Raw genomic sequence first — 21,540 nt, 5'->3', positions numbered from 1 at the left:
ACGGTGGCCCTTTTCCAGCGGAGACTTACGGGAAGTACTTGCCCAGTACCTGCTCCAGGTAGTCGAGCAGGTCGTTGAGCCCGTCCTGGATCGCGTTGCCCGAGCCCGGCCGGAACCGGATCACCTGCGGGTCGTGGTCGCTGGCCTGGTCGGCGAACTCCGCGTTGATGTGGACGACGTCGTAGTCCACCCCGCGCGGCGCCTTCGACGCCAGGATGTGGTCCAGCACCTGCGACTGGCCCTCGAACACGTAGCTGTACCGCTCGGCCTCCGGCACCGACGCGATCAGGTCCTTCAGCGCGCCACCGGCGGTGAGCGTCTGGACCGCCGGCGAGAACGGGTAGTCGTTCAGGTCACCGGCCACCACGATGTTCGCGCTCTTGTCCGACGCCAGCAGGGAGTCGACGAACCCGCGCAGCACCGTCGCCTGCTTCGCCCGCTGCACCTCGGAACTGCGCACCGGCGGCTGGAACCGGCCGTGCGTCGGCTGGTCGCCGCCCTTGGAGTTGAAGTGGTTGGCGATGACGAACACCGTGCGGCCCTTGAAGACGAACTCGCCGGCGAGCGGCTTGCGGCTGTTCTCCCAGGCTTCGTTCGTCGGGTCGACGCGGCCGGGCGACGCCGTCAGGTGCGTCTTCCCGTGGTCGCGGACGACGCCCACCGCGGTCGTCGGCGTCCCACCCGGACGGTCCACGAAGGACACGCGCGCCGGGTTGAACAGGAACGCCACGCGGATGTTGCCGCCCGGCTGGCCGCCGTCCTGGTCGTTCACCGGGTCGATCGAGCGCCACTGGTAGCGCGGGCCGCCCTTGGCGACGATGGCGTCGGTGAACTTCTGCAGCGTCCGGTCCGCCGCGACGGTCCCGTCGTCGGTCGCGCCCGTGTTGTCCTGGATCTCTTCCAGGTTGACGATGTCCGGCGTCGCGAGGTGCGTCACGATCGCCTCGCCGAGCCGATCGTACTTCGCCTGCGGGTCACCGGGCGCCAGGTTCTCGACGTTGTACGTCGCGACCGCGAGCTCGCCGGACCGCTGCTTGCGCGTGGTCTCGGCCGGCAGCCCGTTGTCCTTTTCGGTCCCCAGGACGCTGGCGAACAGCGTGTAGCCACCGAAGTTGCTGTACTCGACCGGGCCCGACGTGGTGCCGGTCAGCACGTCGCCGACGTTGAGCTTCGGGAACGGCCGCTGGTCGAACGGGATCAGCGACGACACCTTCATGACGCCGCTGTTGAGCTGGTCGTAGCCCAGGTAGACGCTGCCGCCGCGGACCGACTCGTGCTGGTCCGGCTTGGACGTCACGTACAGCTCGTTGAACGAGTTCGACGGGCCGACGACCCGCGCGTCGGTGACCGAGACGATCTCGCTCTCGTGGGACTCCCAGAAGTCCAGCGCGTACTTGGCGGGCTCCAAAGTGAGCGGTTCGATGTTCCCGCCGGGCGACGGCGCGTACGTCGTCGGCACGGTGTCGGGGTTCAGCACGGTCGGCGCGGGCAACGCGTTCCCGTGCGAGCCGACCGTCCACTGTGCACTGCTCAGCTCGGTCAGCGACTGGTAGTTCGACGTCGCCGGCGCGTCCGGGTAGAACTCGCGGACGGTGCCCGTCGCGACCACCGCGTCGCCGACCGCGACGGCCGGGCTGGTCGAGCCGGTGTAGACGAACAGGCCCTCGCTGGTGCGCGGGTCGGTGTCCGGATTCGGGTCGGTGAGCCAGAACCCGCGCGAAGAGCCGAAGGTGCGGGTCGCCGTCACGACGCCGGTGACGTCGCTGACCTTCTTGTCCTTGAACGGCGAAATGCGCGTGGTGCCCTGGATTTCGTGGATCTTCGCCGGGGTGCCGGGTTCGCCCGGGTTGCCGCCGCCGGTCGACTCGCCCTTGCTGTTGGTCGGGGTCGGGTCGCCGACCGCGAAGTCGGTGGCGTTGTCGTCGGTGTCGGCCAGCGACGCGGCGCGCGCGACGGACGTCGTGTTGGACGGCGCGGCCGTCGGGGCGCCTTCGCGCACGGTCGCCGTGCCGAAGCCGACGAGGTCCTTGATCCGCGTGTCGGCGGCGCAGTCCGCGGCGGTCTTGCAGGTCAGCGCGGTGGTGCCGGAGACGAGGGCGATCGTGCCCGCGGTCGCGGACATCGCGATCGCGCCGGTCGCGTCCGGGGCCGGCAGCGCGACCGTGCCGCCGCTGCCCTTGCCCTCCGCGACGAGGTAGCGCCCGCCGGGCGCGACGCTGCCGGTCAGCTGCGTCACCTGCCACGTGCTGGACGCGCTCGGCGAACCGGGCAGGTACTGGACGCTGAACCCGTCGACGCTCGCGGCCGCAGTACCGTGGTTGGCGAGCTCGACGAAGTCGTTGGTCAACGTGGCGCCGGAGTTGCCGCCACCGCCGTAGACCTCGGCGATGACCGCGTCGGCGCTCGGCGCGGCGAGCGCGGCCGGCGCGGCCACCCCGCCGAGTACGAGGCCGGACGCGACGGCCGCGGTGAGCGCGGCCTTGCCTCTGTGGGTCTTGGTCACCCTGAGTCCCCTTTGTGCTTGAACAGTCGTGGCATAGTCCCCCGGGCAAGTGAGGAGGAGGAAGACAAAGATGCAACGATTCGTAACAACTACTTTCGTCGTCACTCGTTCGGCAGAGCAGGTTTCGTGATCACGCTGGTACTCGGCGGAGACGTCAATGTTCAGGGGCGTGCGACGCCGTCGACGGCGTTCGAGCGGCTGGCACCGCTGCTCAAGGGCGCCGATGTCCGGTTCGCGAACCTCGAGGGTCCCCTCGACGCGGCGATGGCCGAAGCACTGACGTCCGGCGGCATCGACGTCGTCTCGTGCGCCAACGACCTCACTGTGCCGGCGACCCTCCCGGTCCTCGACCAGGCCGGGATCGCGCACTGCGGCGCCGGCCCGGACCTCGCCGCCGCGCACGCGCCCGCCGTGCTCGAACGGGCCGGGCAGACGGTCGCTTTCCTCGCGTACACGTCGCTTCGCCCCTACGGCGCGCATCTGGACTTTCCCGGCGTCGCGCAAGCGTTTGCGACGACGGCTTACCAGCCCGACCCGCGCGTCGCGGAGATCCCGGGCCGGCCGCCGCTGGTGCGCACGACACCGGTGCCCGAACACCTCGACCGGCTCGTCGCCGACGTCAAGCAGGCCAAGGCGGCCCACGACCACGTCGTCGTCTCGATGCACTGGGGCCTGCCGGGCCCTGAACTGGCCGAGTACCAGGTCGCCTACGGCCGCGCGGTGATCGACGCCGGCGCCGACCTGGTCGCGGGCCACGGGCCGCACACGATCCAGGCCGTCGAGGTGTACCGGGGCCGCCCGATCCTCTACAGCCTCGGGAACCTCGTCTTCGACTGGCCGGCGATGCGCGGGCGCCACGTCGACGGGCTGCTGGCCGGCTGCATGTTCGGCGACGAGCCGCGCCTCGAGCTGATCCCGGTGCGGCGCAACGCCGACAACGAGTGCGTACCGCTCGCCGGAGACGAGGCGGGCAAAGTGCTGCAGTACGTCGCGGATCTTTCGGCACGGCGCTTGACGACCGTCACCATCAGGGAAGGAATCGCGTCGGTAGCTGTTGGTGCGTAACCATTTGCGCGCGGGCTGTGACAGGTTTCGGCGCCGGTGTCACCCATCCGGCGCATCTGCCTTAAATGCTCCCTAAGACCGGGAACAACCCGCGTGAAGCGGCGGTACGGTCTGCGTGAGCCGCCGGAAAAGTGGCACAGACCACTCCTCGACAGCTCTCGACCAGCACGAACACGTGGGGGAGGGAGAACCATCATGTGGGGGCTGATTGTTCTCAGTTGCGTGTTCGTGCTGGTGCTGGGGATAGCCGCGGTCGTGGACCTTCGGGACCACGACCGCGGCGAACACCGGGTCTAGCGCACGGCCTGCTTCGCCTTGTAGCGGCCGAGAAGCGAGCGAGCGCCGGCAAGCGCGACCCGTCCGGCGCCCTTCGCGCTCGCGGCCAGGACCGTCGTCCAGTCGAAGTAGTCCCGCCAGAGCACGATCCGGCCGGCTTCGACCTCGAACGTGCCGCACACCCAGAACTCCGCTTCCCACGCGCCCCGGCGCAGCACGTCGGTGCGTTCGGTGAGCACGACGTTGCCGTCCGCGGCGATGTGGTGGGTCCGCGCCTCGAACCCGGAGCCGTACTTGGCCATGAGGCGCAGCTGCTTTTCGACCGCGGCGACGCCGCGAGCGGGCGGCAACGGCACGTTCTGGTACACGATGTCGCTCGCCGCGAACGTCAGCGCTCGGTCCACGTCGAGATCTTCGAGAGCCTTGAGGAAACCGGTCACCACTGCCTGGGGTTCATCGGTCATGACCCCAGGCTAAGGCTCAGAAGGGCCGATCGCCCGCGATGGCGACGCGCTCCGCGATCCGGACGTGCGGGTGGTAGTCGTTGACCGCGTAGTGCTGCGTCGCGCGGTTGTCCCAGAAGGCCACCGAGCCGGGCCGCCAGCTGAACCGGACCTGGAACTCGGGCGTGTGGGCCTGCAGGAACAGGTACCGCAGCAGCCGGTCGCTCTCGTCGCGGTCCATGCCGACGATGTGCGTGGTGAACGCCTGGTTGACGAACAGGGTGCGCCGCCCGGTCTCCGGGTGCGTCCGGACCACCGGGTGCTCGACCGGCGGGAACTCGTCCTGCCACCGCGCGAGCAGCGCGGGATCGGAGAACCGGTCGAAGCCGGGGAGGTAGTCGTGGACGGCGGTGAGCCCGTCGATGCGGGCGCGGACGTCTTCGGGCAGGTTGTCGTAGGCGGCGGCCATGTCGGCCCACATCGTGTCGCCGCCGACCGGCGGCACCTCGATCAGCCGCAGCACCGAGCCGAGCGCCGGGTTGGGCCGCCAGGTGACGTCGACGTGCCAGATGTTCTCGTAGCCGGGCATGGCGGCGGTCCGCTCGAAGCGCGTGACGGCGTCGTCGTCACCCTTCGGGATGAACGGGTTGGTCTCCAGCTCGCCCCAGTTCGCGGCGAACGCGCGCTGCTGCGCCGACGTGATGTCCTGGTCGCGGAAGAAGAGCACCTTCCACTCGAGCAGGGCGCGGTTGAGCTCTTCGCGCAGGTCGGGGGTGAGCGGCTCGCGCAGGTCGACGCCGTCGACCTCCGCGCCGATCACCCGGCCGAGCGGGCGGATCCGGAAGAGCTCGTACGTTTCCCGGGGATTGTGCAGGACGCGCGGGCCTTCGACGATGCCGTCGGCGGGCGTGCGGGCCTCGCGCAGCTGAATCCGGGCAGGGACGTCTACGGACATGGTTGTGCTCCAAGGGTTTTCGGGAGGGTTCGGACGCCGGGCTCGCGTCAGGCAGGGGGCGAGCCCAGGCGGCCGCGGCGCAGCAGGAGCTCCACGGTGCCTTCCCCGACCGACCGCTTGGAGGCGCGGCCGTGCCACCGGATTGGCGTGCTTTCCGAGGTGGCGGGCATGCGTTCATGGTCGCCTTCTTCCCGGCACGCGGTCAAGACGTCCACTTGGTGGAACGCTGTTCAACGCCGCAGGTCACCGCGATGCGGGGCGGCTCGGGGCCATGAGGCAAGATCTTCCACGATCGGGTGAGCGCCCTTGACGACGGAGGTCCCCATGCCGGAAGGCAGAGGCTCGCGGATCGACAGTGACATCCCGGGGCTGCGCCCCGGGGCCGGGGGCTTCGCCACCCGGAACCCCCCGACGAAGCCAGACCGGCTGCGCGCGGCCGCCGACCTGCTGGATCAGGCCGCGGCCGCGGACGACAAGGCGGCGGGGAGGTTCGCGGAGGCGCGCGTCGATTCGACGCCGTTCGGCATCTCGGCCCAGGCCCGCGAGCTGGCGGCCCGCTGGGCGGCGGCCCTGGCGGCCCGCGAAGCCGACGCGAGGGTGCTCGGCGACGCGACGTCCGACCTGGCCGGCCGCCTGCGCATGACGGCGGAGAGCACCCGCAGCACCGGCTTCCGCGGCCGCATCGCGGTGGCGCCGTGACCTCGCTCGTCGAGGTGTTCGAGCACCCGGCCCTGACGTCGGCGGCGTCCGCGCTGGCGGAGCTGCGAGCGGCGGCGGGCCGCATCGGCGCCCCGGACCCGGTCGCGGCCCTGCGCCACCTGGACTGTTCACCGCCATCGATCAACGCGTCGGCTACGGCGGTCGACGCGGGGGCGTCGCTGGTGACGTCGGCGTCGACGGAGTTCCGCACCGGCGTCGAGCACGCGGAGACGGGCGGCAGCGCGGAGACGTTCGGTATCTGGGCGGACACAGTGGACGGTCAGTACGGCGCGGCGGCCCGCGCGGCCGCCGCGACAGCCGCGTTGGGCGCCCGGATCGCCTCGGAGCTGGACACGTTGGCGGTTTCGACGGCAGCGCAGGTGCGCGAGCTGGCAGCGGCAGCCGCGGCATCGGTGGCGGCGGTCCTGGCGGGCGACCGCTCGGCCGAGGTGGTGAGCACGGTCAGTTCGACGTGCACGGCGGTGGTCCGGACGGTGTTCGCCCAGGTGGCGTCGTTGTCTTCGCTGGTGGCTGAGCTGGAGCCCCTGACGTCGCCGGCGGTCGAGCTCAGCTGAACCGTTCCCGCGCCCAGTCTTCGAAGGGCCGCGCGGGGTGGCCGGTGACCGTGGGGACGTCGAGCGAGACGGGTTCCGGTTCTGCCACGAGAGACGCCCAATAGGGCAGCGCTTGTGCCGCGAATTCTTTGCCGAGCTGTGTTATCGCTTCCTGTTCGGGTTGTTCTTCCCAGCGGACGGGCTTTCCCATCGCTTGCCCGATGATCTTCACCTGGTTTGCCTGGCTCAGGGCCTCCGGTCCGGTCACGAGGTAGACCTGTTTCGCGTGGTCTTCGGTGAAAGCTTTGACGGCCATGTCGGCGACGTCTTTCTCGTGCACGAGGGATCGTTTGGCTTGTCCGTACGGGGCGCGGACCTTGCCGGTTTTGGCTTGGGCCACCCAGCCGAGGGTGTTGGTGGCGAGGCCGGTGATGCGGAGGAAGGTCCAGTCATCGGTGACTTTCCCGATTGCGCTTTCCACTTCGCCCCAGAATCCGCCGTCCTCTGCTGCCGCGGACGAGACGTAGACGACTTTCTTGTCTTTGAAGGGTTTTACGGCTTTGTTGATTCCTTCGGAGGAGTAGAAGGGCCAGACGAAATAGACGGCATCAACCCCTTCGGCGGCTTCGGTTGGGTCCGTGATGTCGCCAACCGCGACTTCGCCCTGGCGGGCTTTGGACGGGTCCCGGACGAGCACTCTGACGTCGATGCCTTGGTCGAGCAGGCCGGTGACGACGTGGCGGCCGGTGTTGCCGGTGGCCCCGGTGACGAGGACCTTCATGTGGCGCTCCTTGGTGATCGGGTCTTACCGACCACGCTCACACTTCAAGTCCCCTTCAAGTCAAGCCGGCCGGGAGAAGCCACCGGGAACGCACGAACCCCCGGCCAGCTGAGCTGACCGGGGGTCCGGATGAGAGCGGTGGCGGTGGGATTTGAACCCACGGACGGGGATTAGCCGTCACACGATTTCGAGTCGTGCTCCTTCGGCCGCTCGGACACGCCACCGCCGAGAACAATACCCGAGGGCCTGCCGCGGCCTCACGAGGGGTCGATACGGCGCCCGGACCGGAGCCTGACCTGCGCCTCCCGCACCGCGCGGCCCGCCCGTACCCGGACGTCGTCGACCGCCGAGCGGAACTGGGCCGAGCGCTTCTGAGCGCGGCCCGATGACTCCAGACGGCGGTTACCGGTCACCTCGCCGGCCTTCTCGCGAGCACTACCCACTGCCTGCTGGATCTTGTGCTTCATCGTCATACCGGAGGAGTACCCAGAAATCAGCGACGCGTAGCGAAGTACGTCTCCAGGACCGCGGCGCACTCGTCGACCAGCACGCCTCCGTGCACCTCAGGCCGGTGGTTGAGACGGCGGTCACGCACCACGTCCCACAGCGACCCCACCGCGCCCGTCTTCGGCTCCCACGCCCCGAACACCAGCCGCGCGATGCGGGCCAGCACCAGCGCCCCCGCGCACATCGTGCACGGCTCCAGCGTCACCGCCAGCGTGCAGCCCTCGAGGCGCCAGCCGTCGCCGACCACGGACGCCGCCGCGCGCAGGGCCAGGATCTCCGCGTGTGCCGTCGGGTCGCCCAGCTCGACGCGCGCGTTGCGCGCCGCCGCCAGGGGGACACCGTCGGGGCCGAACACGACCGCCCCGATCGGGACGTCCGCGCCCGGAGCCCGCGCGGCCTCCAGCGCGGCCTCCACGGCCTCGGTGTCGGACAGCCGTCTCAGAGCTCGTCCAGGAGCTTGGCGAACTCGCTGCCGAACCCGCAGCGCTGCGCGACCATCTGCAGCTGCTCGTCCGGGTAGAGGTCGACCTCGCCGACGATGACCTCCAGCTCCGGCCCGGGCAGCCCGAGGTCCGCGAGGATCCCCAGGTCGCCCTCGGGCCAGACGGAGTCGTCCTCCTCGTCCGGTGGATCGACGCGCAGGACGTCGAGGACGTCCGCCGCGATGTCGTAGTCCAGCGCCGCCGCCGCGTCCGAGAGCAGCAACGACGGCCCCCGCGGGCTCGGGCGGACGATGACGAAGAACTCGTCGTCGACCGCCAGGAGCCCGAAGCTCGCGCCGGTGGAACGTAGTTTGCCCAGTTCAGTGATCGCTGCGTCCAGCTCGGTCAGCGCCCCCGGGTCGAGCGCACTGCACCGCCACCGACCGTCTTCCCGGACCACGGCTACCGCGAAGCCCGTGACCGGCTCATCCACCGCCATGCGCACACCGTATTCCGCCGCTCGACCGAACGCACGCACGGTGCGCCCGAAGCGCCGCATGGGGCACTATCGGGACCATGACCGGCCCCACTGACCTGCCCACCCTGCCCGGCACGCCGTTCGCCGGCCTCCTCGACGACGCGCGGGCGCTGCAGGACCGCACGGTCGCGCTCCGGCGCGTCGTCCACCGCCACCCGGAGCAGGGGCTCCACCTCCCGCGCACCCAGACGGCGATCAAGGAGGCCCTCGCCGACCTGCCGCTGGAGATCACCGAAGGCAAGGCCACGACGTCGCTGACGGCCGTCCTGCGCGGCGGGAAGCCCGGCCCCGCGGTGCTGCTGCGCGGCGACATGGACGCGCTGCCGCTCACCGAGGAGACCGGCCTCGACTTCGCCTCCGAGGACGAGGAGTCGATGCACGCGTGCGGGCACGACACGCACGTCGCGATGCTGGCGTCGGCGGCCCGGCTGCTCGCCGGGCGCAAGGACCAGCTGGCCGGCTCGGTCGTGTTCATGTTCCAGCCGGGCGAGGAGGGCCACCACGGCGCCCGGTTCATGATCCACGAGGGCGTGCTCGACGCCGCCGGGACGCGGGTCGAGCGCGCGTTCGGCGTGCACATCCTGGCCAACGCGCGCAGCGGGCTGCTGCAGGTGCGGCCGGGCCCGCTGATGGCGTCGGCGGACTCGTTCCACGTGCGCGTCACCGGCAAGGGCGGCCACGGCTCGGCGCCGCAGCACACGATCGACCCGGTGCCCGCCGCCGCGGCGATGGTCGGGGCGCTGCACACGATGATCACGCGCCGGGTCAGCGTGTTCGACCCCGCCGTGCTCTCGGTGACCCGGATCCAGGCCGGCACGACGTCCAACATCATCCCGGAGACCGCCGAGCTCGAGGGCACGATCCGCACGCTCTCCGAGCCGACGCGCGCGCTGGTCCGCGCCGAGCTGCCCAAGGTGTGCGAGCAGGTCGGCGCGGCGTACGGGTGCCGCGTGGTCGCCGACGTCGAGCCGGGCTACCCGGTGACGGTGAACGACGACCGCGTCGCCGCCGAGGTCCTGCGGCTCGGCGCGGAGGTGCTCGGCCAGGAGAACGTCGAGCTGCTCGCCGACCCGCTGATGGGCGCCGAGGACTTTTCCTATGTCCTGCAACGCGTCCAGGGCGCGTACGCGTTCCTGGGCGCGTGCCCACCCGGCGTCGACCCCGCCGAGGCGGCGGCGAACCACTCCAACCGCGTGCTCTTCGACGAGGACGCGATGCCGAGCGGCGTCGCGATGCTCGCCGCGTTCGCGCTGGACGCCCTGCGTTAAGGCCCGGTCCTGGATGGCCTCCCGTCCTCCAGGTGGCCGGCGAAGCGGCGGCGCCACCCCGGCGTCTCCAAAACGAGGTCGTACCAGCCGTTCGTCGCCGGCACCGGGTAGTCGTGCGACCCACCCGGCGGAAGGGTGACGTCGTTCAGCGCGACCGGCGCCGGCCCGCTGTTGGTCACCGTGACGCGCAGCGCGGGCGCCGGCGTGAACGTGACGGACGCGTCGAGGCCCGCCTTGCCGGAAGCCTCGACGACGAAGCCGTTCGGCCCGTGGATCGCGATGTCGTACGCCTCGGCGTAGGGGACTTCGCCGGTCATCTCGGTCTTCGGGGCGACGTCGAAGCGTTGTGACGCTCCGCCCGCGTGGTAGGCGTACGCGGCCAGCTGCAGCGTCTGCGTTCCGTGGTTGGCCAGGTGCAGCTTCAGCACACCCGGCCCGGCCGTGACCCAGGCGACCGGCTGGTACGGCAGCGGGCGCGCCTTCGCCGTGCCGGGGTCCTGGACGAGCGCCCCTGGCCCCAGCCCGGGCTTCGGCAGCCGGGACTGCGTCCGGTCGGCTTCCGCGCGCAACGCGTCCGCGTCCGGCAGCAGCGGGATCGTCGTGTCGTGCGCGCGGAAGTCGAAACAGCTGGTCAGGTCACCGCAGATGGCGCGGCGCCAGGCCGAGATGTTCGGCTCGCGCACCCCGGTCCAGGTTTCGAGGAACCGCAGCACCGACGTGTGGTCGAAGACCTGCGAGTTCACCCAGCCGCCGCGGCTCCACGGCGAGACGACGGTCATCGGCACGCGCGGCCCCAGCCCGATCGGCAGCGGCGCGCCGGACGCCCCACCCCTCTCCGGCCGATTGCCCGGCAGGTACTCGCCCGGGGTTCCGGGTGGCGGCGTCGGCGGGACGACGTGGTCGAAGAAGCCGTCGTTCTCGTCGTAGTTGATGAAGACGACCGTCGACTCCCAGAGCGAAGGGTTGTCCCACAACGCTTTCAGCATCCGCTGGATGTAGGCGGCGCCGTCGACCGGCCGGGCGGCGGGGTGCTCGCAGTAGCCGTACGGCGCCACGACCCACGACACCGCGGGCAACGTCCCAGCGGCGCAGTCCGCGAGGAACTCCGCCAGCACGTGGTCGAGCTCCTTGCCCTTCCCCGAATCGGGCAGCAGCTTCGTGCGCAGGTTCGCGCGCTCGGCCAGCCGCCGCTTCACCGGGTCCATCGAGTACAGCGCGTCGTGGAAGTTCTGGAACAGCCACAGCGGGTTGTCGCCGTAGTCGCCGACGAAGTGCTCGGGGACGCCGCGCTCCTCGTCGTTCGCGTAGATCCGCCACGTGATCCCGGCGGACTCGAGCCGTTCGGGGTAGGTCGTCCAGCGGAACGACGGCTCGTAGTCCGGGAAGTTGTGCGTGACCGGGCCGCCGGCAATGCCCTCCGGGTCGATCGTGCCGGTCCAGTGGAACAGCCGGTTCGGCTGCGTCGGGCCCTGGATCGAGCAGAAGTAGTGGTCGCACAGCGTGAACGCGCTCGCCAACGCGCGCTGGAACGGGATGTCGTCGCGCGTGAAGTACCCCATCGTCATGGGGCTCTTCGCGGCGACCCACGCGTCGTACGCGCCGCCGTTCCACGCGCGGTGCGTGCTGTTCCAGTCGTGCGGCAGCTCGCCGAGGTCCTGGCCGTCCACAACGGACGTGTCGACCCGGAACGGCAGCACCGGCGCGCCCTTGCCGCGCTGGCGGAAGACGTCCCGCAGCGCCGCGCGGTCGCCGAAGCCGCGGACGCCGGCCATCGTCCCGTAGTAGTGGTCGAACGACCGGTTCTCCTGCATGAGCACCACGACGTGGCGTACGTCGTCGATCGTCCCCTTGCGCGGCGGCGCCGCACACGCGGCCGTCAGCGAGCCGGCGACGGTCGCCGCGGCCGCGCCGCCGAGCACCGTGCGCCGCCGGATGCGGCCCATGCCTGCCTCCTCGCACGAGGTTCTCCCACGTCGGCGAACCAGGTAGCTTCGCCGACGGGAGAGAGGTGGAGCCATGCTCGGTTCAGCGGAACTGGTCGCCTTCGCACCGTCGACCGACCTGGAACGTTCACGTGCCTTCTACACGGATGTCGCCGGGCTCGAGTTCATCGAGCAGACCCCCTTCGCGTGTGTGTTCCGAAGCGGAACGACCATGCTGCGCGTCACCGCCGTCGCCGAATTCACGCCCCAGCCGTTCACGGTGCTCGGCTGGGCGGTCGCCGACATCCGGGTCGCGGTGGCCGGCCTGCGCGACCGGGGCGTGGAGTTCCTCACGTTCGACACGCTGCCACAGGACACCGACAAAATCTGGACCACGCCTGGCGGGCGGATCGCCTGGTTCCGCGATCCGGACGGCAACGTGCTGTCCCTGACCGAGTTCACTGGCGATTAAACAACAGTGTTGATTTAATGGGTGGATGACCGAAGCCGACCGCCTCGCCCAGCTCGCTGACCAGGAAGAACGTCTCCAGTTCACGAAGTTCGACAACGAGACGGCGCTGGCCCTCGGCGCCCAGCTGCTGGCCGCGGCGCGGGAGCGCGGGCTGCCGGTGACGATCTCGGTCCGCCGCGGCGGCCAGCGTCTCTTCCACGCGGCCCTGCCCGGGACGTCCGCGGACAACGACGCGTGGATCGACCGCAAGAGCCGCGTGGTCGACCGCTACGGCCACAGCTCGCTCTACGTGGGCACGCAGTTCCGCGCGAAGGGCGGCTCGTTCGAGGCGGACTCGCGCCTGGACCCGGACGAGTACGCGGCCCACGGCGGCGTGTTCCCGGTGCTGGTCCGCGGCGTGGGGCCGGTCGGGACGGTGGGCGTGTCCGGGCTCCCGCAAGCCGACGACCACGCGTTCGTCGTCGAGCAGCTGGAGCTGTTCCTGGCGTCCTGATGTCGATCCGGCGCCTCCCCGGGTGACGTACTGGTACCCGGCATCCGAGGAGGCACCATGAGCAAGCTGATCGCCACGACGTTCCTGAGCCTGGACGGCGTCTACCAGGGCCCGGGCGGCACCGACGAGGACACGTCCGGCGGGTTCGACCTGGGCGGCTGGGTGACGCCGTTCTACGAGGAAGGCATGGCGGCCCTCGCTGAGGAGTGGATCGCCCGCGCGGGCGCCTTCCTGCTCGGCCGTCGCACGCACGACATCTTCGCCGCGCACTGGCCGAAGGTCACCGACCCCGCCGACCCGCTGGCGTCGCGGCTCAACGGCCTGCCGAAGCACGTGGTTTCACGCACGCTGAAGGACTCTCCGTGGGCGGGCACGTCGATAGTGGGCGGCGACGTCGTCGAGTCCGTCCGCGACCTGAAGTCCCGGCCGGGCGGCGAGATCCAGGTCCACGGGAGCGGCGAGCTGCTGCGGACGTTGCTCGACCACGACCTCGTCGACGAGTACCGGCTGTGGTTCTTCCCGGTGGTGCTCGGCAAGGGACGGCGGCTCTTCCCGGACGGAGTCGTGCCGAAGAAGTTCGAACACGTCGAAACCCGGCGCACCGGCGCGGGCGTCACCGTGCTCGTGCTGCGGCCCGCCGGAAAACCGGACTTCGACACGTTCCGGCTCGTGCCGGAATAACAGCTGGACGATCCTGCTACCGTCGAATCCATGCAGCGCGCAGCGAACACGACGACGCCGGAAAGTGTCCCGGCGCGCTGATCCATGCTCACGAAAGCCCGGGGCGGTCGCCCCGGGCTTTCGTCTTGTGGTCCTCCGCCTCGCCGTCCACGAGGAGTCCACAGTGCACGACCACCGCAAGCTCGGCCGCGAACTCGGCCTGTTCGGCACCGACCCGCTCATCGGCGCCGGCCTGCCCTACTGGCTGCCCGACGGCGCCGTCGTCCGGCACAGCCTCGAGCAGTACGTCCACGGTCTCGAACGCCACGCCGGCTACCGGCACGTCCACTCGCCGGTGCTCGGAAAACGGGAACTGTACGAGATTTCCGGGCACTGGGCGCACTACCGCGACGACATGTACCCACCCATGGACGTCGACGGCGAGCAGTTCGTGCTGCGGCCGAGCCTCTGCCCGCACCACGCGCTGATCTACCGTTCGCGCGGCCGCAGCTACCGCGAACTGCCGCTGCGGATCGCCGAGCTCGGCGGGATGTTCCGGAGCGAGCTGTCCGGCGTGCTCGGCGGGTTGAACCGGGTGCGCGCGATCCAGCTCAACGACGCGCACGTCTTCTGCACCCTCGACCAGGTCGAAGCCGAGGCCGCCGCCGCGCTCGCGTTGATCCGGCAGGCCTACGACGCGCTCGGCATCCGCCCCGCGCGCTACCGCCTGTCCCTGCCCGGTCCCGGCGGGAAGTACGTGCCCGGCAACTGGGACGGCGCCGTGGCGATCCTGCGCTCGGTCCTCGACGGCCTCCCGTACGACGCGGTCGAGGGCGAAGCCGCCTTCTACGGCCCGAAGATCGACGTCCAGATCGCCGACAGCGCGGGTCGCGAGTCGACCCTGTCCACCGTCCAGGTCGACTTCCACCAGCCCGAACAGTTCGGCCTCGAGTACGTCGGCGCGGACGCCGCGAAGCACCGGCCCGTCATGGTGCACCGCAGCATCATCGGCAGCGTCGAACGCGCGGTGGCGCAGCTGGTCGAGGTCCACGGCGGCGCGTTCCCGGCCTGGCTGGCGCCGGTGCAGCTGCGGTTGCTGCCGCTGTCCGCCGCCGAACTCCCCTACGCGCGGTCGCTGTTGGACAGTTGCGACGACCTGCGCGTCGAGATCGCGTCCGAAGGCAGCCTCGGCGCGCGGATCCGGGACGGCCGGCTGGTGCCGTTCCAGGCCGTGATCGGGCCGCAGGAGGTCGCCGCCGGGCAGCTCTCCGTCCGGTTGCGCGACGGACGCCGGGTGGACGCCCAACCGGTGGAGGACGCGCTGGCATCGATCCTGGAGGCGGTCAGGCCGCCATGGCCTCGGCCAGCCAGTCGAAGGCGGGAGCCAGGCTTTCCGGTGCCGCCCAGCCGTTGATCACCCCCAATAGCTGCATATAGCGCTCGCGGCGCGGATCGTTGGCGACGTCGAGCCATTCCCGGAGCTCGCCGGGTTCGCGCCCCAGCCCGTCGACGATCGCCTTCGCCGCCGGGGACCTCGGCACGATCCCGGCCGCGACGGCCGGGGTGACGGCGTCCCGCACCTCGGCCGCCAGGTCACGACGCAACCCGGCTTCGTGACGGTCGGCGAACCGGCGCAGGTTCGCGCGGAACTCCGTGTCCCGCATCAGCGCGGCCAGCTCGAGCCACGCCTCGGCCTGCTCGGGGCTGGGGTCCTCGGGCAGGTCCGGGGTCAGGGTCCGGGCGATCCCCGCCAGCTCGGGACGAGCACCCAGCGCATCGGCGAGGAAGTCGCCGATCAGGCACTGCCGCTCCACTTCGGACAGCAATGCCCGCTGGTGCGAGAGACTCGTTTCCTCGGGGCACGAGCCGCGGTCCGCCACCGCGTTCAGCACCTCCCTTCGCCGGCGCAGCACGCCGATCTGCGCCTCCACCGCCGCGGCGTGCTCCGCCGCCACCTCCGCGACGGTGGTCTCGCCGTCGATCACCCGCCGGATCGTGGCGAGGTCGACACCGAGGTCGCGGAGGACCCGGATGACGTCGAGCCGGGCGAGCGCGGCGTCGTCGTAACGGCGCTGGCCCGCGGTGTTGCGCCCGGACGGCGGCACAAGGCCGCGATCCGAGTAGAACCGGACAGCCTTGACCGTCAGCCCGGTCCGGTGAGCGAGTTCGCCGATCGAATACCGCATGCCACAAGCGTGGCAGCTCCCCTCGGGGGAGGCGCAAGACCTGCGGATTCGCTCGATCGTGTCGATCATGCGTTCGACTTTTGGCGGTAAAGTCGAACGCATGAGCGAACTAGCTAGGCCTCCTCCCGGATCCGGGTGACCAGCTGGGTCGGGTTCACGAACCGCAACGCGACGAGAAGGAGCACGAGCATGGAAGCGGTGTAGATGGTCGCCATGGCGTCGACCGACTGGTTGGCCCGGATGCCCGCGGCGAACACGGAGTTGTAGAGCGCCACGACGAGGGTCGTCGAGTCCGGGCCGGCGGTGAGGAACGTCAGCTCGAACATGCCGACCGTCCGGACCAGCACGAGGATCGAGGCGGCCAGGATCCCCGGCAGCAGCAGCGGGCCGAGGATCCGAGTGAACACCGAGACCGTGCGCGCGCCGGACATGCGCGCGGCGGCTTCGATCTTCGGGTCGATCTGCTCGATGAACGGCGTCATGGTCAGCACGACGAACGGCACCGACGGCACCAGGTTGGCCAGGATGACGCCGGTGATCGTGCCGGCCAGGTGGAACTTGTAGAGCACGGTGGCCAGCGGGATGCCGTAGGTGATGGGAGGGATCAGGATCGGCAGCACGAACAGCAGCATCACCAGGCGCTTGCCGGGGAACGAGCGGCGGGCCAGCGCGTAGGCGGCCGGGACGCCGACCGCCACCGACACGGCGATCACCACCAGGGCGACGATCGCCGTGGTGAGGAGGACGTCGGAGAGGCCGAACTCGCGCCACGCGTCGGCGTACCAGTGGGTCGTGAAGCCGTCCGGGAGCCAGGTGCCGAACCACTGCACCCCAAAGGAGTCGACGACCACCGAGAGCACGACGCCGGCGAGGTTGACGAAGAAGAACGCGACGACAGCCCAGACGACCCAACGTCCGGGACGCGCGACCCAACCGGTCATCCCTTGCCTCCGGTCGCTCCGCGGTACAGCGTGCCGCGCCACGCCATGACCAGGCCGATCACGATCAGCATGACCACCGCCATGAGCATCGCGACGGCCGAGCCCATCGAGTAGTCGTACTCCTCGAACGCCGCGTGGTAGGCCGCGATCGAGATGACGCGGGTCTCGTTCGCGGGGTCGCCGACGAGTTGTGCGGAGGGGAACACGGAGAACGCCATCACGAACGAAAGGCAGAAGGTGATCGCCAGGCCGGGAGCCAGCAGGGGCAGCGTGATCCGGCGGAAGCGCTGGACCCGGTTCGCGCCGAGGGTCGCGGCCGCCTTCTCCAGGGAGGGGTCGATGCCCGAGAGGTAGGACAACGTCAGCAGGAAGGAGAACGGGAAGCCGGTGATCACCAGGGACAGCAGCACGCCGGTGTAGTTGTGGATCAGCTGGAGCGGCTGGTCGGTGACGCCGAGGACGGTGAGCAGCTTGTTCAGCCAGCCCGCCGGGCCGCCGTACATGATCAGGCCCTGCGCGGTGAGCACCGTGCCGAGCGTGATCGGCACGACGAGGATCGTCGTCAGGAGGCGCTTGCCGCGGACGCGGCCGCGCATCACGTACGCGATCGGGATGCTGGCGAGCACGTTGATGAACGTCGCGGGCAGCGCGATGCCGAGCGTCGTCCAGATGGTGTCGCGGAGGTAAGGATCGCCGAAGAAGCGCGCGTAGTTGGCGAAGACGCCGCCCCGGCGTGGGGCGAACGACAACTGGAGGCCGTACAGGAAGGGGTACAGGAACAGGCAGGCCGTGACCAGCAGGCCGGGCACCAGGAGGAACAGGGTGCGGTCGATGCCGCGTTCGGCCAGGCGGTGGCGCAGTGCCGGGCGGGCACTCGCGACGGCCGTCATGGCTCGAACACCAGGACGCGCTCGGCCGGGACGCCGATCCGGGTGGTGTCGCCGGGGGCCAGGCGCTTGTCCGTCCGGAAGTACACCGGCGTCCCGTTCTCGAGACGGGCCGAGACGGAAAGCTCGCGGCCGTGGTACTCGACGATCTCGACCGTGACGTCGAGGGCGTTCTCCGCGCCGTCGCCGACGACGAAGTCCTCCGGGCGGATCGCCACCTTGGCCGGGCCTTGCGCGAGCGAGCCGCGGCCGGTCAGGCGGACTCCCGCGCCCTCCACGGTGACCGAGGTGCCGGCGGTTCCGGTGACCGTCACGTCCAGCAGGTTGCGATACCCCATGAAGGAGGCGACATAACTGTTCACCGGCTGGGCGTAGACCTCTTCGGGCGTGCCGATCTGCTGCACCGCGCCCTCGCGCAGCACCACCAGGCGGTCGGCCAGTGACAGGGCCTCCTCCTGGTCGTGGGTGACGTACACCGTGGTCAGGCCGAGCGTCTGGTGGAGGCGGCGAATCTCCATCCGCATCTCGAGGCGCAGCTTGGCGTCCAGGTTGGACAGTGGCTCGTCCATCAGGACCACCGGTGGCTCGAGCACGACGGCGCGGGCGATGGCGACGCGCTGCTGCTGTCCGCCGGACAGCTGCGCGGGGAACTTCGCCGCGTGGTCGGTGAGCTGGACCAGGCGCAGGGCCTCGTCCACGCGCCGGCGGGCGTCGGCGCGGCCGACCTTGCGCATCTTCAGGCCGAAGCCGACGTTGGCGCGGACCGACATGTGCGGGAACAGCGCGTAGTTCTGGAAGACCATCCCGAACCCGCGTTGCTCCGGGGGCTGGCCGTCGATGCGGGTGTCGTCGAGCCAGATGCTGCCGCCCGTCAGGGGCAGCAGACCGGCCAGGCAGTTCAGCGCGGTCGACTTGCCGCAGCCGGACGGGCCGAGCAGGGCCACGAACTCGCCGCGCGCGATGGCGAGGTCGAGGCCGCTCAGGGCGTTCGCGGTGCCGAAGCTGCGCGAGACGCCGTCCAGCCGCAGCTGCCCGAACGTCACTTCTTGCCGACCTTCGAGCCGCCGACCAGCTGGTTCCACTTGTCGAACGCCTTCACCTGCTGGTCGGCCGGCAGCGAGGTCTCCTTGGGGTACTGCGCGATCCACTGCTCGTACTCCGGGCGCCCGAACTGCTTGATCGTGTCCTGGCTCTTCTGCGGTGCCATCTGCAGGGTGACGTCCTTGACCGCCGGGCCGGGGTAGAAGTAGCCGTCGTCGTAGGCGATCGCCTGCTGGTCCGGCTTCAGCATCCAGGCGATCAGCTGCAGGATCGCCGACTCCTGGTCGGGCGAGAGGCCCTTCGGGATCAGGGCGTACTGGGCGTCGGTGACCCAGTGCATCGGCTGCATGATCGCGGTCTTGACCGTGTTGGGCACCGTGCCGAGCTTGCGCGGGTTGATGTCCCAGCCGGTCGTCGACATGATCACGTCCACCGAGCCGGACGCGAGGTTCTTCATGGTCTCGGTGGTGCCGGAGGGGTAGTACTTCACGTACTTGCCCAGCTCCTGCAGGAACGCCCAGGTCTTGTCCCAGCCCTTGTCCGGGTCCTTCGGGTCCTTGTCACCCAGCAGGTACGGCAGGCCCATCAGGAACGTCCGGCCCGGGCCGGAGTTGGACGGCTGCGCGTACTGGAACTTCTCCGGGTGGGCCTTGGCCCAGTCGAGCAGCTCCTGCGGCGACGCGGGCGCCGTGGGCACCGCACCCGGGTTGAACTCCAGCAGCGGGCCGGACGGGTAGTAGACGACCTCGACGCCGTAGCCGTTGGCCAACTCCTGCATCTTGGCCGCGGGTTCGAGGTAGTTCTGCATGAGGTTCGGGAACCGGCCGGCGAAGTCCGGGAGCACCTTCGCCAGCGTGCCGTTCGCAATGCCGGCGGAGAGGCCGTCCGTGCCGCTGAGGACGAGGTGCGTCTGGGCGACGCCGCCGTCCTGCTCGGCCTTCAGCTTGCCCGCCATGCTCGGCGCGGGCGCCGTCGAGTACGTGACCTTCGAGAGCACTTCCGGGTGCGCGGCCTTGAAGTTCTCGATCATCTGCTTGGTGAGCTGCAGGTTGCCCGCGACGTCGAGGATGTTCAGGTCGACGGGCTTGCTCGGCTTGTCCGGCACGGCCGAAGGATCCGCCGCCTGGCCGCCGTCCCCGCCGGGCGCGCCACAGGCCGCCAGACCGGCGGCGAGGCTCGCCGCCAGGAGCACTCGTCGGAATCGGAAGCCGGTGCGACGCTGCATGGCTGCTCCCTGGGTCCGTGATAATGTTGTATGTCGCATCGTATATCAGATCGGACATGCCAGTGGCGAGCACTTCTTCGGCCAGGAGGCCGCCGCCGCCCGTCTCGCGCACCGATTTCGTGCGCGACGCGATCAAGGAAGCGATCTTGAGCGGGGAGTTCGGGCCGGGCGAAACGCTCGTCGAGGCCGAGGTGGGCGCCCTGCTCGGGGTGTCGAAGACACCGGTGCGCGAAGCGCTGCGGATCCTCGCCGGTTCCGGTTTGGTCACGATGAGCACGTACAAGGGAGCGGCGGTCCGGGTCATGGACGCCGAAAGCGCCCACGCGGTGTACGACCTTCGCGCGCTCCTTGAGCCCGAAGCCGTCCGACGCGCTGTCGAGCGCGGCGCGGACTTCGGTGACGCGCGGCAGGTGCTGGCCGGCGTCGAGACCGGCGCGAACGCCACTGACCGCGCGAAGGCGAGCCTGACCAACCGGCTGTTCCACCGCGCGCTCTACGCCGGCTGCGGGAACCCGCTGCTGGTCGAGGTCCTCGACGGCCTGCGCGACCAGGCCGCGCTGATCACCGTCACCGGCTGGGGCATCAGCCCGACGTGGCAGGGCGAGGCGGCCGAGCACCGGGCGATCCTGGCCGCCGCCGAGAGCGGGAACGCCCGGCAGGCGGAACACCTGCTTCGCCGGCACATCACGGACTTCCTCGACCGGGTCGCGTGCGGCCTGCCGGGTGAGCACAGCAGCGAGACGAAGGGAGCCCGATGACGTTCGAGCAGCAGAGGCGGCGGCTGTCCGGGGTGGTGGCCATCCCGGTCACGCCGTTCGACGCCGAGGGCGCCGTCGACGGGCAGACGTACGCGAAACTCGTCGACCGGCTGGTCACCGGCGGCATCGAGGTCGTGACGCCGAACGGGAACACCGGCGAGTTCTACGCGCTGGACGCGGCGGAAGCCCGGCAGTGCCTGGAGGTCACCGTCGAAGCCGTGGCCGGGCGGGCCAGTGTGCTCGCCGGGATCGGCCACGACGTCGCCTCGGCGACGCGGGCCGCCGCGCACGCGCAGGAGGCGGGCGCCGACATGATCATGGTCCACCAGCCGGTGCACCCGTACATCTCGGGCGACGGCTGGGTCGACTACCACGCCGCGATCGCGTCCGCGGTGCCCGAACTCGGTGTCGTGCTCTACGTCCGCAACCCGGCGATCGCCGGCGAACAGCTGCGGGCGCTGGGCGAGGCGGCGCCGAACGTCATCGGTGTGAAGTACGCCGTGCCGGACCCGGTGCGGTTCGGCTCGGTCGCGCGGGACGCGGGCTTCGAGCGGTTCGTGTGGATCGCCGGCCTGGCCGAACTCTCGGCGCCCGGCTACTTCGCCGTCGGCGCGACCGGGTTCACGTCGGGGCTGGTGAACGTCGACCCGGCGATCTCGCTGGAGATGTTCCGCGCACTGTCCACAGGGGACTATCCGGCGGCGATGTCGGTCTGGGAGCGGATCCGGCCGTTCGAGGAACTGCGTGCCGCGAACGGGAACGCGAACAACGTCAGCGTGGTGAAGGACGCGCTCGGCCAGCTCGGCCTGTGCCGCCCCGACGTCCGGCCGCCGAGCCGGCTGCTGACGGGAGCCGAACGCGAACGGCTCTTCGGACTGCTTTCGTCGTGGGGGCTTTCGTGAAGGTGGTGGCTCGTCGGCGCGCCGGAGCGCGGTGACGCCGAA

At 70.5% G+C, this 21,540-nt stretch carries 23 protein-coding genes and 1 tRNA gene; 10 read left to right on the top strand and 14 right to left on the bottom strand.

The genetic code is table 11. The annotated features are described in order from the left end of the window. Positions 1 to 25: 25 nt before the first annotated feature. Positions 26 to 2,503 carry an endonuclease/exonuclease/phosphatase family protein gene (locus ABFJ78_RS04715; RefSeq protein WP_436384430.1) on the bottom strand — a complete coding sequence of 826 codons (2,478 nt, stop codon included), beginning with the start codon at positions 2,501 to 2,503 and terminating at the stop codon, positions 26 to 28. 126 nt (positions 2,504 to 2,629) lie between these two features. Between ABFJ78_RS04715 and ABFJ78_RS04710 the strand changes: the two genes are divergently transcribed. After that, complete coding sequence (locus tag ABFJ78_RS04710) at positions 2,630 to 3,568, top strand: CapA family protein (RefSeq protein WP_436384428.1); 939 nt, start codon at positions 2,630 to 2,632, stop codon at positions 3,566 to 3,568. Positions 3,569 to 3,861: 293 nt separating this feature from the next. Here the strand turns inward: ABFJ78_RS04710 and ABFJ78_RS04705 are convergent, their stop codons facing one another. Then, complete coding sequence (locus tag ABFJ78_RS04705; protein WP_372671689.1) at positions 3,862 to 4,308, bottom strand: limonene-1,2-epoxide hydrolase family protein; 447 nt, start codon at positions 4,306 to 4,308, stop codon at positions 3,862 to 3,864. 16 nt (positions 4,309 to 4,324) lie between these two features. Further along, positions 4,325 to 5,242, bottom strand: coding sequence for a TauD/TfdA dioxygenase family protein (locus ABFJ78_RS04700; protein ID WP_436384427.1), 918 nt, complete (start codon positions 5,240 to 5,242; stop codon positions 4,325 to 4,327). Between the two features lie 324 nt (positions 5,243 to 5,566). Here ABFJ78_RS04700 and ABFJ78_RS04695 point away from each other — a divergent pair, with 324 nt between their 5' ends. Then, entirely contained in the window at positions 5,567 to 5,941 is a 375-nt protein-coding gene (locus ABFJ78_RS04695; RefSeq protein WP_436384426.1) for a hypothetical protein, read from the top strand. Then, positions 5,938 to 6,516, top strand: a complete 579-nt coding sequence (locus ABFJ78_RS04690) for a hypothetical protein (protein ID WP_436384425.1) — start codon at positions 5,938 to 5,940, stop codon at positions 6,514 to 6,516. The genes ABFJ78_RS04695 and ABFJ78_RS04690 overlap by 4 nt, the downstream gene beginning before the upstream one ends. Here the strand turns inward: ABFJ78_RS04690 and ABFJ78_RS04685 are convergent. The 5 genes from ABFJ78_RS04685 to ABFJ78_RS04665 all read right to left on the bottom strand — a co-directional run bounded on the left by ABFJ78_RS04685 (position 6,509) and on the right by ABFJ78_RS04665 (position 8,704). Beyond that, complete coding sequence (locus tag ABFJ78_RS04685; protein ID WP_436384423.1) at positions 6,509 to 7,276, bottom strand: SDR family oxidoreductase; 768 nt, start codon at positions 7,274 to 7,276, stop codon at positions 6,509 to 6,511. The genes ABFJ78_RS04690 and ABFJ78_RS04685 overlap by 8 nt on opposite strands. A 136-nt stretch (positions 7,277 to 7,412) precedes the next feature. Next, positions 7,413 to 7,500: transfer RNA gene (locus tag ABFJ78_RS04680), tRNA-Ser, on the bottom strand. 33 nt (positions 7,501 to 7,533) lie between these two features. Then, entirely contained in the window at positions 7,534 to 7,749 is a 216-nt protein-coding gene (locus ABFJ78_RS04675) for a CsbD family protein (protein ID WP_400867091.1), read from the bottom strand. A gap of 20 nt (positions 7,750 to 7,769) precedes the next feature. Next, a complete protein-coding gene (locus ABFJ78_RS04670; RefSeq protein ID WP_436384422.1) occupies positions 7,770 to 8,198 on the bottom strand; it encodes a nucleoside deaminase in 429 nt (142 codons plus the stop codon). 23 nt (positions 8,199 to 8,221) lie between these two features. Then, a complete protein-coding gene (locus ABFJ78_RS04665; RefSeq protein ID WP_436384421.1) occupies positions 8,222 to 8,704 on the bottom strand; it encodes a tRNA adenosine deaminase-associated protein in 483 nt (160 codons plus the stop codon). Positions 8,705 to 8,781: 77 nt separating this feature from the next. Here ABFJ78_RS04665 and ABFJ78_RS04660 point away from each other — a divergent pair, with 77 nt between their 5' ends. Continuing rightward, entirely contained in the window at positions 8,782 to 10,011 is a 1,230-nt protein-coding gene (locus tag ABFJ78_RS04660; protein WP_436384419.1) for a M20 metallopeptidase family protein, read from the top strand. Here the strand turns inward: ABFJ78_RS04660 and ABFJ78_RS04655 are convergent. After that, complete coding sequence (locus ABFJ78_RS04655) at positions 10,008 to 11,954, bottom strand: phosphocholine-specific phospholipase C (RefSeq protein ID WP_436384418.1); 1,947 nt, start codon at positions 11,952 to 11,954, stop codon at positions 10,008 to 10,010. The genes ABFJ78_RS04660 and ABFJ78_RS04655 overlap by 4 nt on opposite strands. Positions 11,955 to 12,027: 73 nt before the next feature. Between ABFJ78_RS04655 and ABFJ78_RS04650 the strand changes: the two genes are divergently transcribed. The 4 genes from ABFJ78_RS04650 to thrS all read left to right on the top strand — a co-directional run bounded on the left by ABFJ78_RS04650 (position 12,028) and on the right by thrS (position 14,972). Further along, the gene (locus tag ABFJ78_RS04650; protein ID WP_372671700.1) at positions 12,028 to 12,405 is read left to right on the top strand and encodes a VOC family protein; all 378 of its coding nucleotides are present in this window, start codon (positions 12,028 to 12,030) and stop codon (positions 12,403 to 12,405) included. A gap of 25 nt (positions 12,406 to 12,430) precedes the next feature. After that, positions 12,431 to 12,898, top strand: coding sequence for a heme-degrading domain-containing protein (locus ABFJ78_RS04645; RefSeq protein WP_436384417.1), 468 nt, complete (start codon positions 12,431 to 12,433; stop codon positions 12,896 to 12,898). A gap of 57 nt (positions 12,899 to 12,955) precedes the next feature. Next, the gene (locus ABFJ78_RS04640) at positions 12,956 to 13,579 is read left to right on the top strand and encodes a dihydrofolate reductase family protein (protein ID WP_436384415.1); all 624 of its coding nucleotides are present in this window, start codon (positions 12,956 to 12,958) and stop codon (positions 13,577 to 13,579) included. 127 nt (positions 13,580 to 13,706) lie between these two features. Then, the gene (thrS, locus tag ABFJ78_RS04635; protein ID WP_436384413.1) at positions 13,707 to 14,972 is read left to right on the top strand and encodes a threonine--tRNA ligase; all 1,266 of its coding nucleotides are present in this window, start codon (positions 13,707 to 13,709) and stop codon (positions 14,970 to 14,972) included. On the opposite strand, the gene ABFJ78_RS04630 is transcribed toward thrS, so the two are convergent. The 5 genes from ABFJ78_RS04630 to ABFJ78_RS04610 form a co-directional block, all read right to left on the bottom strand. After that, on the bottom strand, positions 14,902 to 15,744 hold the full coding sequence (locus ABFJ78_RS04630; RefSeq protein WP_436384412.1) for a MerR family transcriptional regulator: 843 nt from the start codon (positions 15,742 to 15,744) through the stop codon (positions 14,902 to 14,904). The two genes, thrS and ABFJ78_RS04630, sit on opposite strands and share 71 nt — an antisense overlap. Before the next feature lie 113 nt (positions 15,745 to 15,857). Then, a complete protein-coding gene (locus tag ABFJ78_RS04625) occupies positions 15,858 to 16,685 on the bottom strand; it encodes an ABC transporter permease (protein ID WP_436384411.1) in 828 nt (275 codons plus the stop codon). Continuing rightward, the gene (locus ABFJ78_RS04620; RefSeq protein WP_436384410.1) at positions 16,682 to 17,575 is read right to left on the bottom strand and encodes an ABC transporter permease; all 894 of its coding nucleotides are present in this window, start codon (positions 17,573 to 17,575) and stop codon (positions 16,682 to 16,684) included. Before ABFJ78_RS04620 ends, ABFJ78_RS04625 begins: the two co-directional genes overlap by 4 nt. Continuing rightward, positions 17,572 to 18,615 carry an ABC transporter ATP-binding protein gene (locus ABFJ78_RS04615; RefSeq protein WP_436384409.1) on the bottom strand — a complete coding sequence of 348 codons (1,044 nt, stop codon included), beginning with the start codon at positions 18,613 to 18,615 and terminating at the stop codon, positions 17,572 to 17,574. Before ABFJ78_RS04615 ends, ABFJ78_RS04620 begins: the two co-directional genes overlap by 4 nt. Continuing rightward, positions 18,612 to 19,838 carry an extracellular solute-binding protein gene (locus tag ABFJ78_RS04610; RefSeq protein WP_436384408.1) on the bottom strand — a complete coding sequence of 409 codons (1,227 nt, stop codon included), beginning with the start codon at positions 19,836 to 19,838 and terminating at the stop codon, positions 18,612 to 18,614. Before ABFJ78_RS04610 ends, ABFJ78_RS04615 begins: the two co-directional genes overlap by 4 nt. Positions 19,839 to 19,900: 62 nt before the next feature. On the opposite strand from ABFJ78_RS04610, the gene ABFJ78_RS04605 reads away from it, so the two are divergent. After that, positions 19,901 to 20,596: a GntR family transcriptional regulator gene (locus ABFJ78_RS04605; RefSeq protein WP_436385381.1), complete on the top strand. Its 696-nt coding sequence runs from the start codon at positions 19,901 to 19,903 to the stop codon at positions 20,594 to 20,596. After that, positions 20,593 to 21,498, top strand: a complete 906-nt coding sequence (locus tag ABFJ78_RS04600) for a dihydrodipicolinate synthase family protein (protein ID WP_436384407.1) — start codon at positions 20,593 to 20,595, stop codon at positions 21,496 to 21,498. The genes ABFJ78_RS04605 and ABFJ78_RS04600 overlap by 4 nt, the downstream gene beginning before the upstream one ends. Positions 21,499 to 21,540 lie beyond the last annotated feature (42 nt).

The sequence above is a fragment of the Amycolatopsis sp. MEPSY49 genome, from assembly GCF_051337345.1.
Lineage (GTDB): Bacteria > Actinomycetota > Actinomycetes > Mycobacteriales > Pseudonocardiaceae > Amycolatopsis.
This window is presented reverse-complemented; position numbering and strand designations above follow the sequence as displayed.

Excerpts from the sequence above, each read along its gene's own strand:
- ABFJ78_RS04705 (WP_372671689.1), bottom strand. The coding sequence starts at position 4,308 with ATGACCGATGAACCCCAGGCAGTGGTGACCGGTTTCCTCAAGGCTCTC.
- ABFJ78_RS04700 (WP_436384427.1), bottom strand. The coding sequence starts at position 5,242 with ATGTCCGTAGACGTCCCTGCCCGGATTCAGCTGCGCGAGGCCCGCACG.
- ABFJ78_RS04695 (WP_436384426.1), top strand. The coding sequence starts at position 5,567 with ATGCCGGAAGGCAGAGGCTCGCGGATCGACAGTGACATCCCGGGGCTG.
- ABFJ78_RS04685 (WP_436384423.1), bottom strand. The coding sequence starts at position 7,276 with ATGAAGGTCCTCGTCACCGGGGCCACCGGCAACACCGGCCGCCACGTC.
- ABFJ78_RS04675 (WP_400867091.1), bottom strand. The coding sequence starts at position 7,749 with ATGACGATGAAGCACAAGATCCAGCAGGCAGTGGGTAGTGCTCGCGAG.
- ABFJ78_RS04665 (WP_436384421.1), bottom strand. The coding sequence starts at position 8,704 with ATGGCGGTGGATGAGCCGGTCACGGGCTTCGCGGTAGCCGTGGTCCGG.
- ABFJ78_RS04660 (WP_436384419.1), top strand. The coding sequence starts at position 8,782 with ATGACCGGCCCCACTGACCTGCCCACCCTGCCCGGCACGCCGTTCGCC.
- ABFJ78_RS04655 (WP_436384418.1), bottom strand. The coding sequence starts at position 11,954 with ATGGGCCGCATCCGGCGGCGCACGGTGCTCGGCGGCGCGGCCGCGGCG.
- ABFJ78_RS04650 (WP_372671700.1), top strand. The coding sequence starts at position 12,028 with ATGCTCGGTTCAGCGGAACTGGTCGCCTTCGCACCGTCGACCGACCTG.
- ABFJ78_RS04645 (WP_436384417.1), top strand. The coding sequence starts at position 12,431 with ATGACCGAAGCCGACCGCCTCGCCCAGCTCGCTGACCAGGAAGAACGT.
- ABFJ78_RS04640 (WP_436384415.1), top strand. The coding sequence starts at position 12,956 with ATGAGCAAGCTGATCGCCACGACGTTCCTGAGCCTGGACGGCGTCTAC.
- ABFJ78_RS04630 (WP_436384412.1), bottom strand. The coding sequence starts at position 15,744 with ATGCGGTATTCGATCGGCGAACTCGCTCACCGGACCGGGCTGACGGTC.
- ABFJ78_RS04625 (WP_436384411.1), bottom strand. The coding sequence starts at position 16,685 with ATGACCGGTTGGGTCGCGCGTCCCGGACGTTGGGTCGTCTGGGCTGTC.
- ABFJ78_RS04620 (WP_436384410.1), bottom strand. The coding sequence starts at position 17,575 with ATGACGGCCGTCGCGAGTGCCCGCCCGGCACTGCGCCACCGCCTGGCC.
- ABFJ78_RS04610 (WP_436384408.1), bottom strand. The coding sequence starts at position 19,838 with ATGCAGCGTCGCACCGGCTTCCGATTCCGACGAGTGCTCCTGGCGGCG.
- ABFJ78_RS04600 (WP_436384407.1), top strand. The coding sequence starts at position 20,593 with ATGACGTTCGAGCAGCAGAGGCGGCGGCTGTCCGGGGTGGTGGCCATC.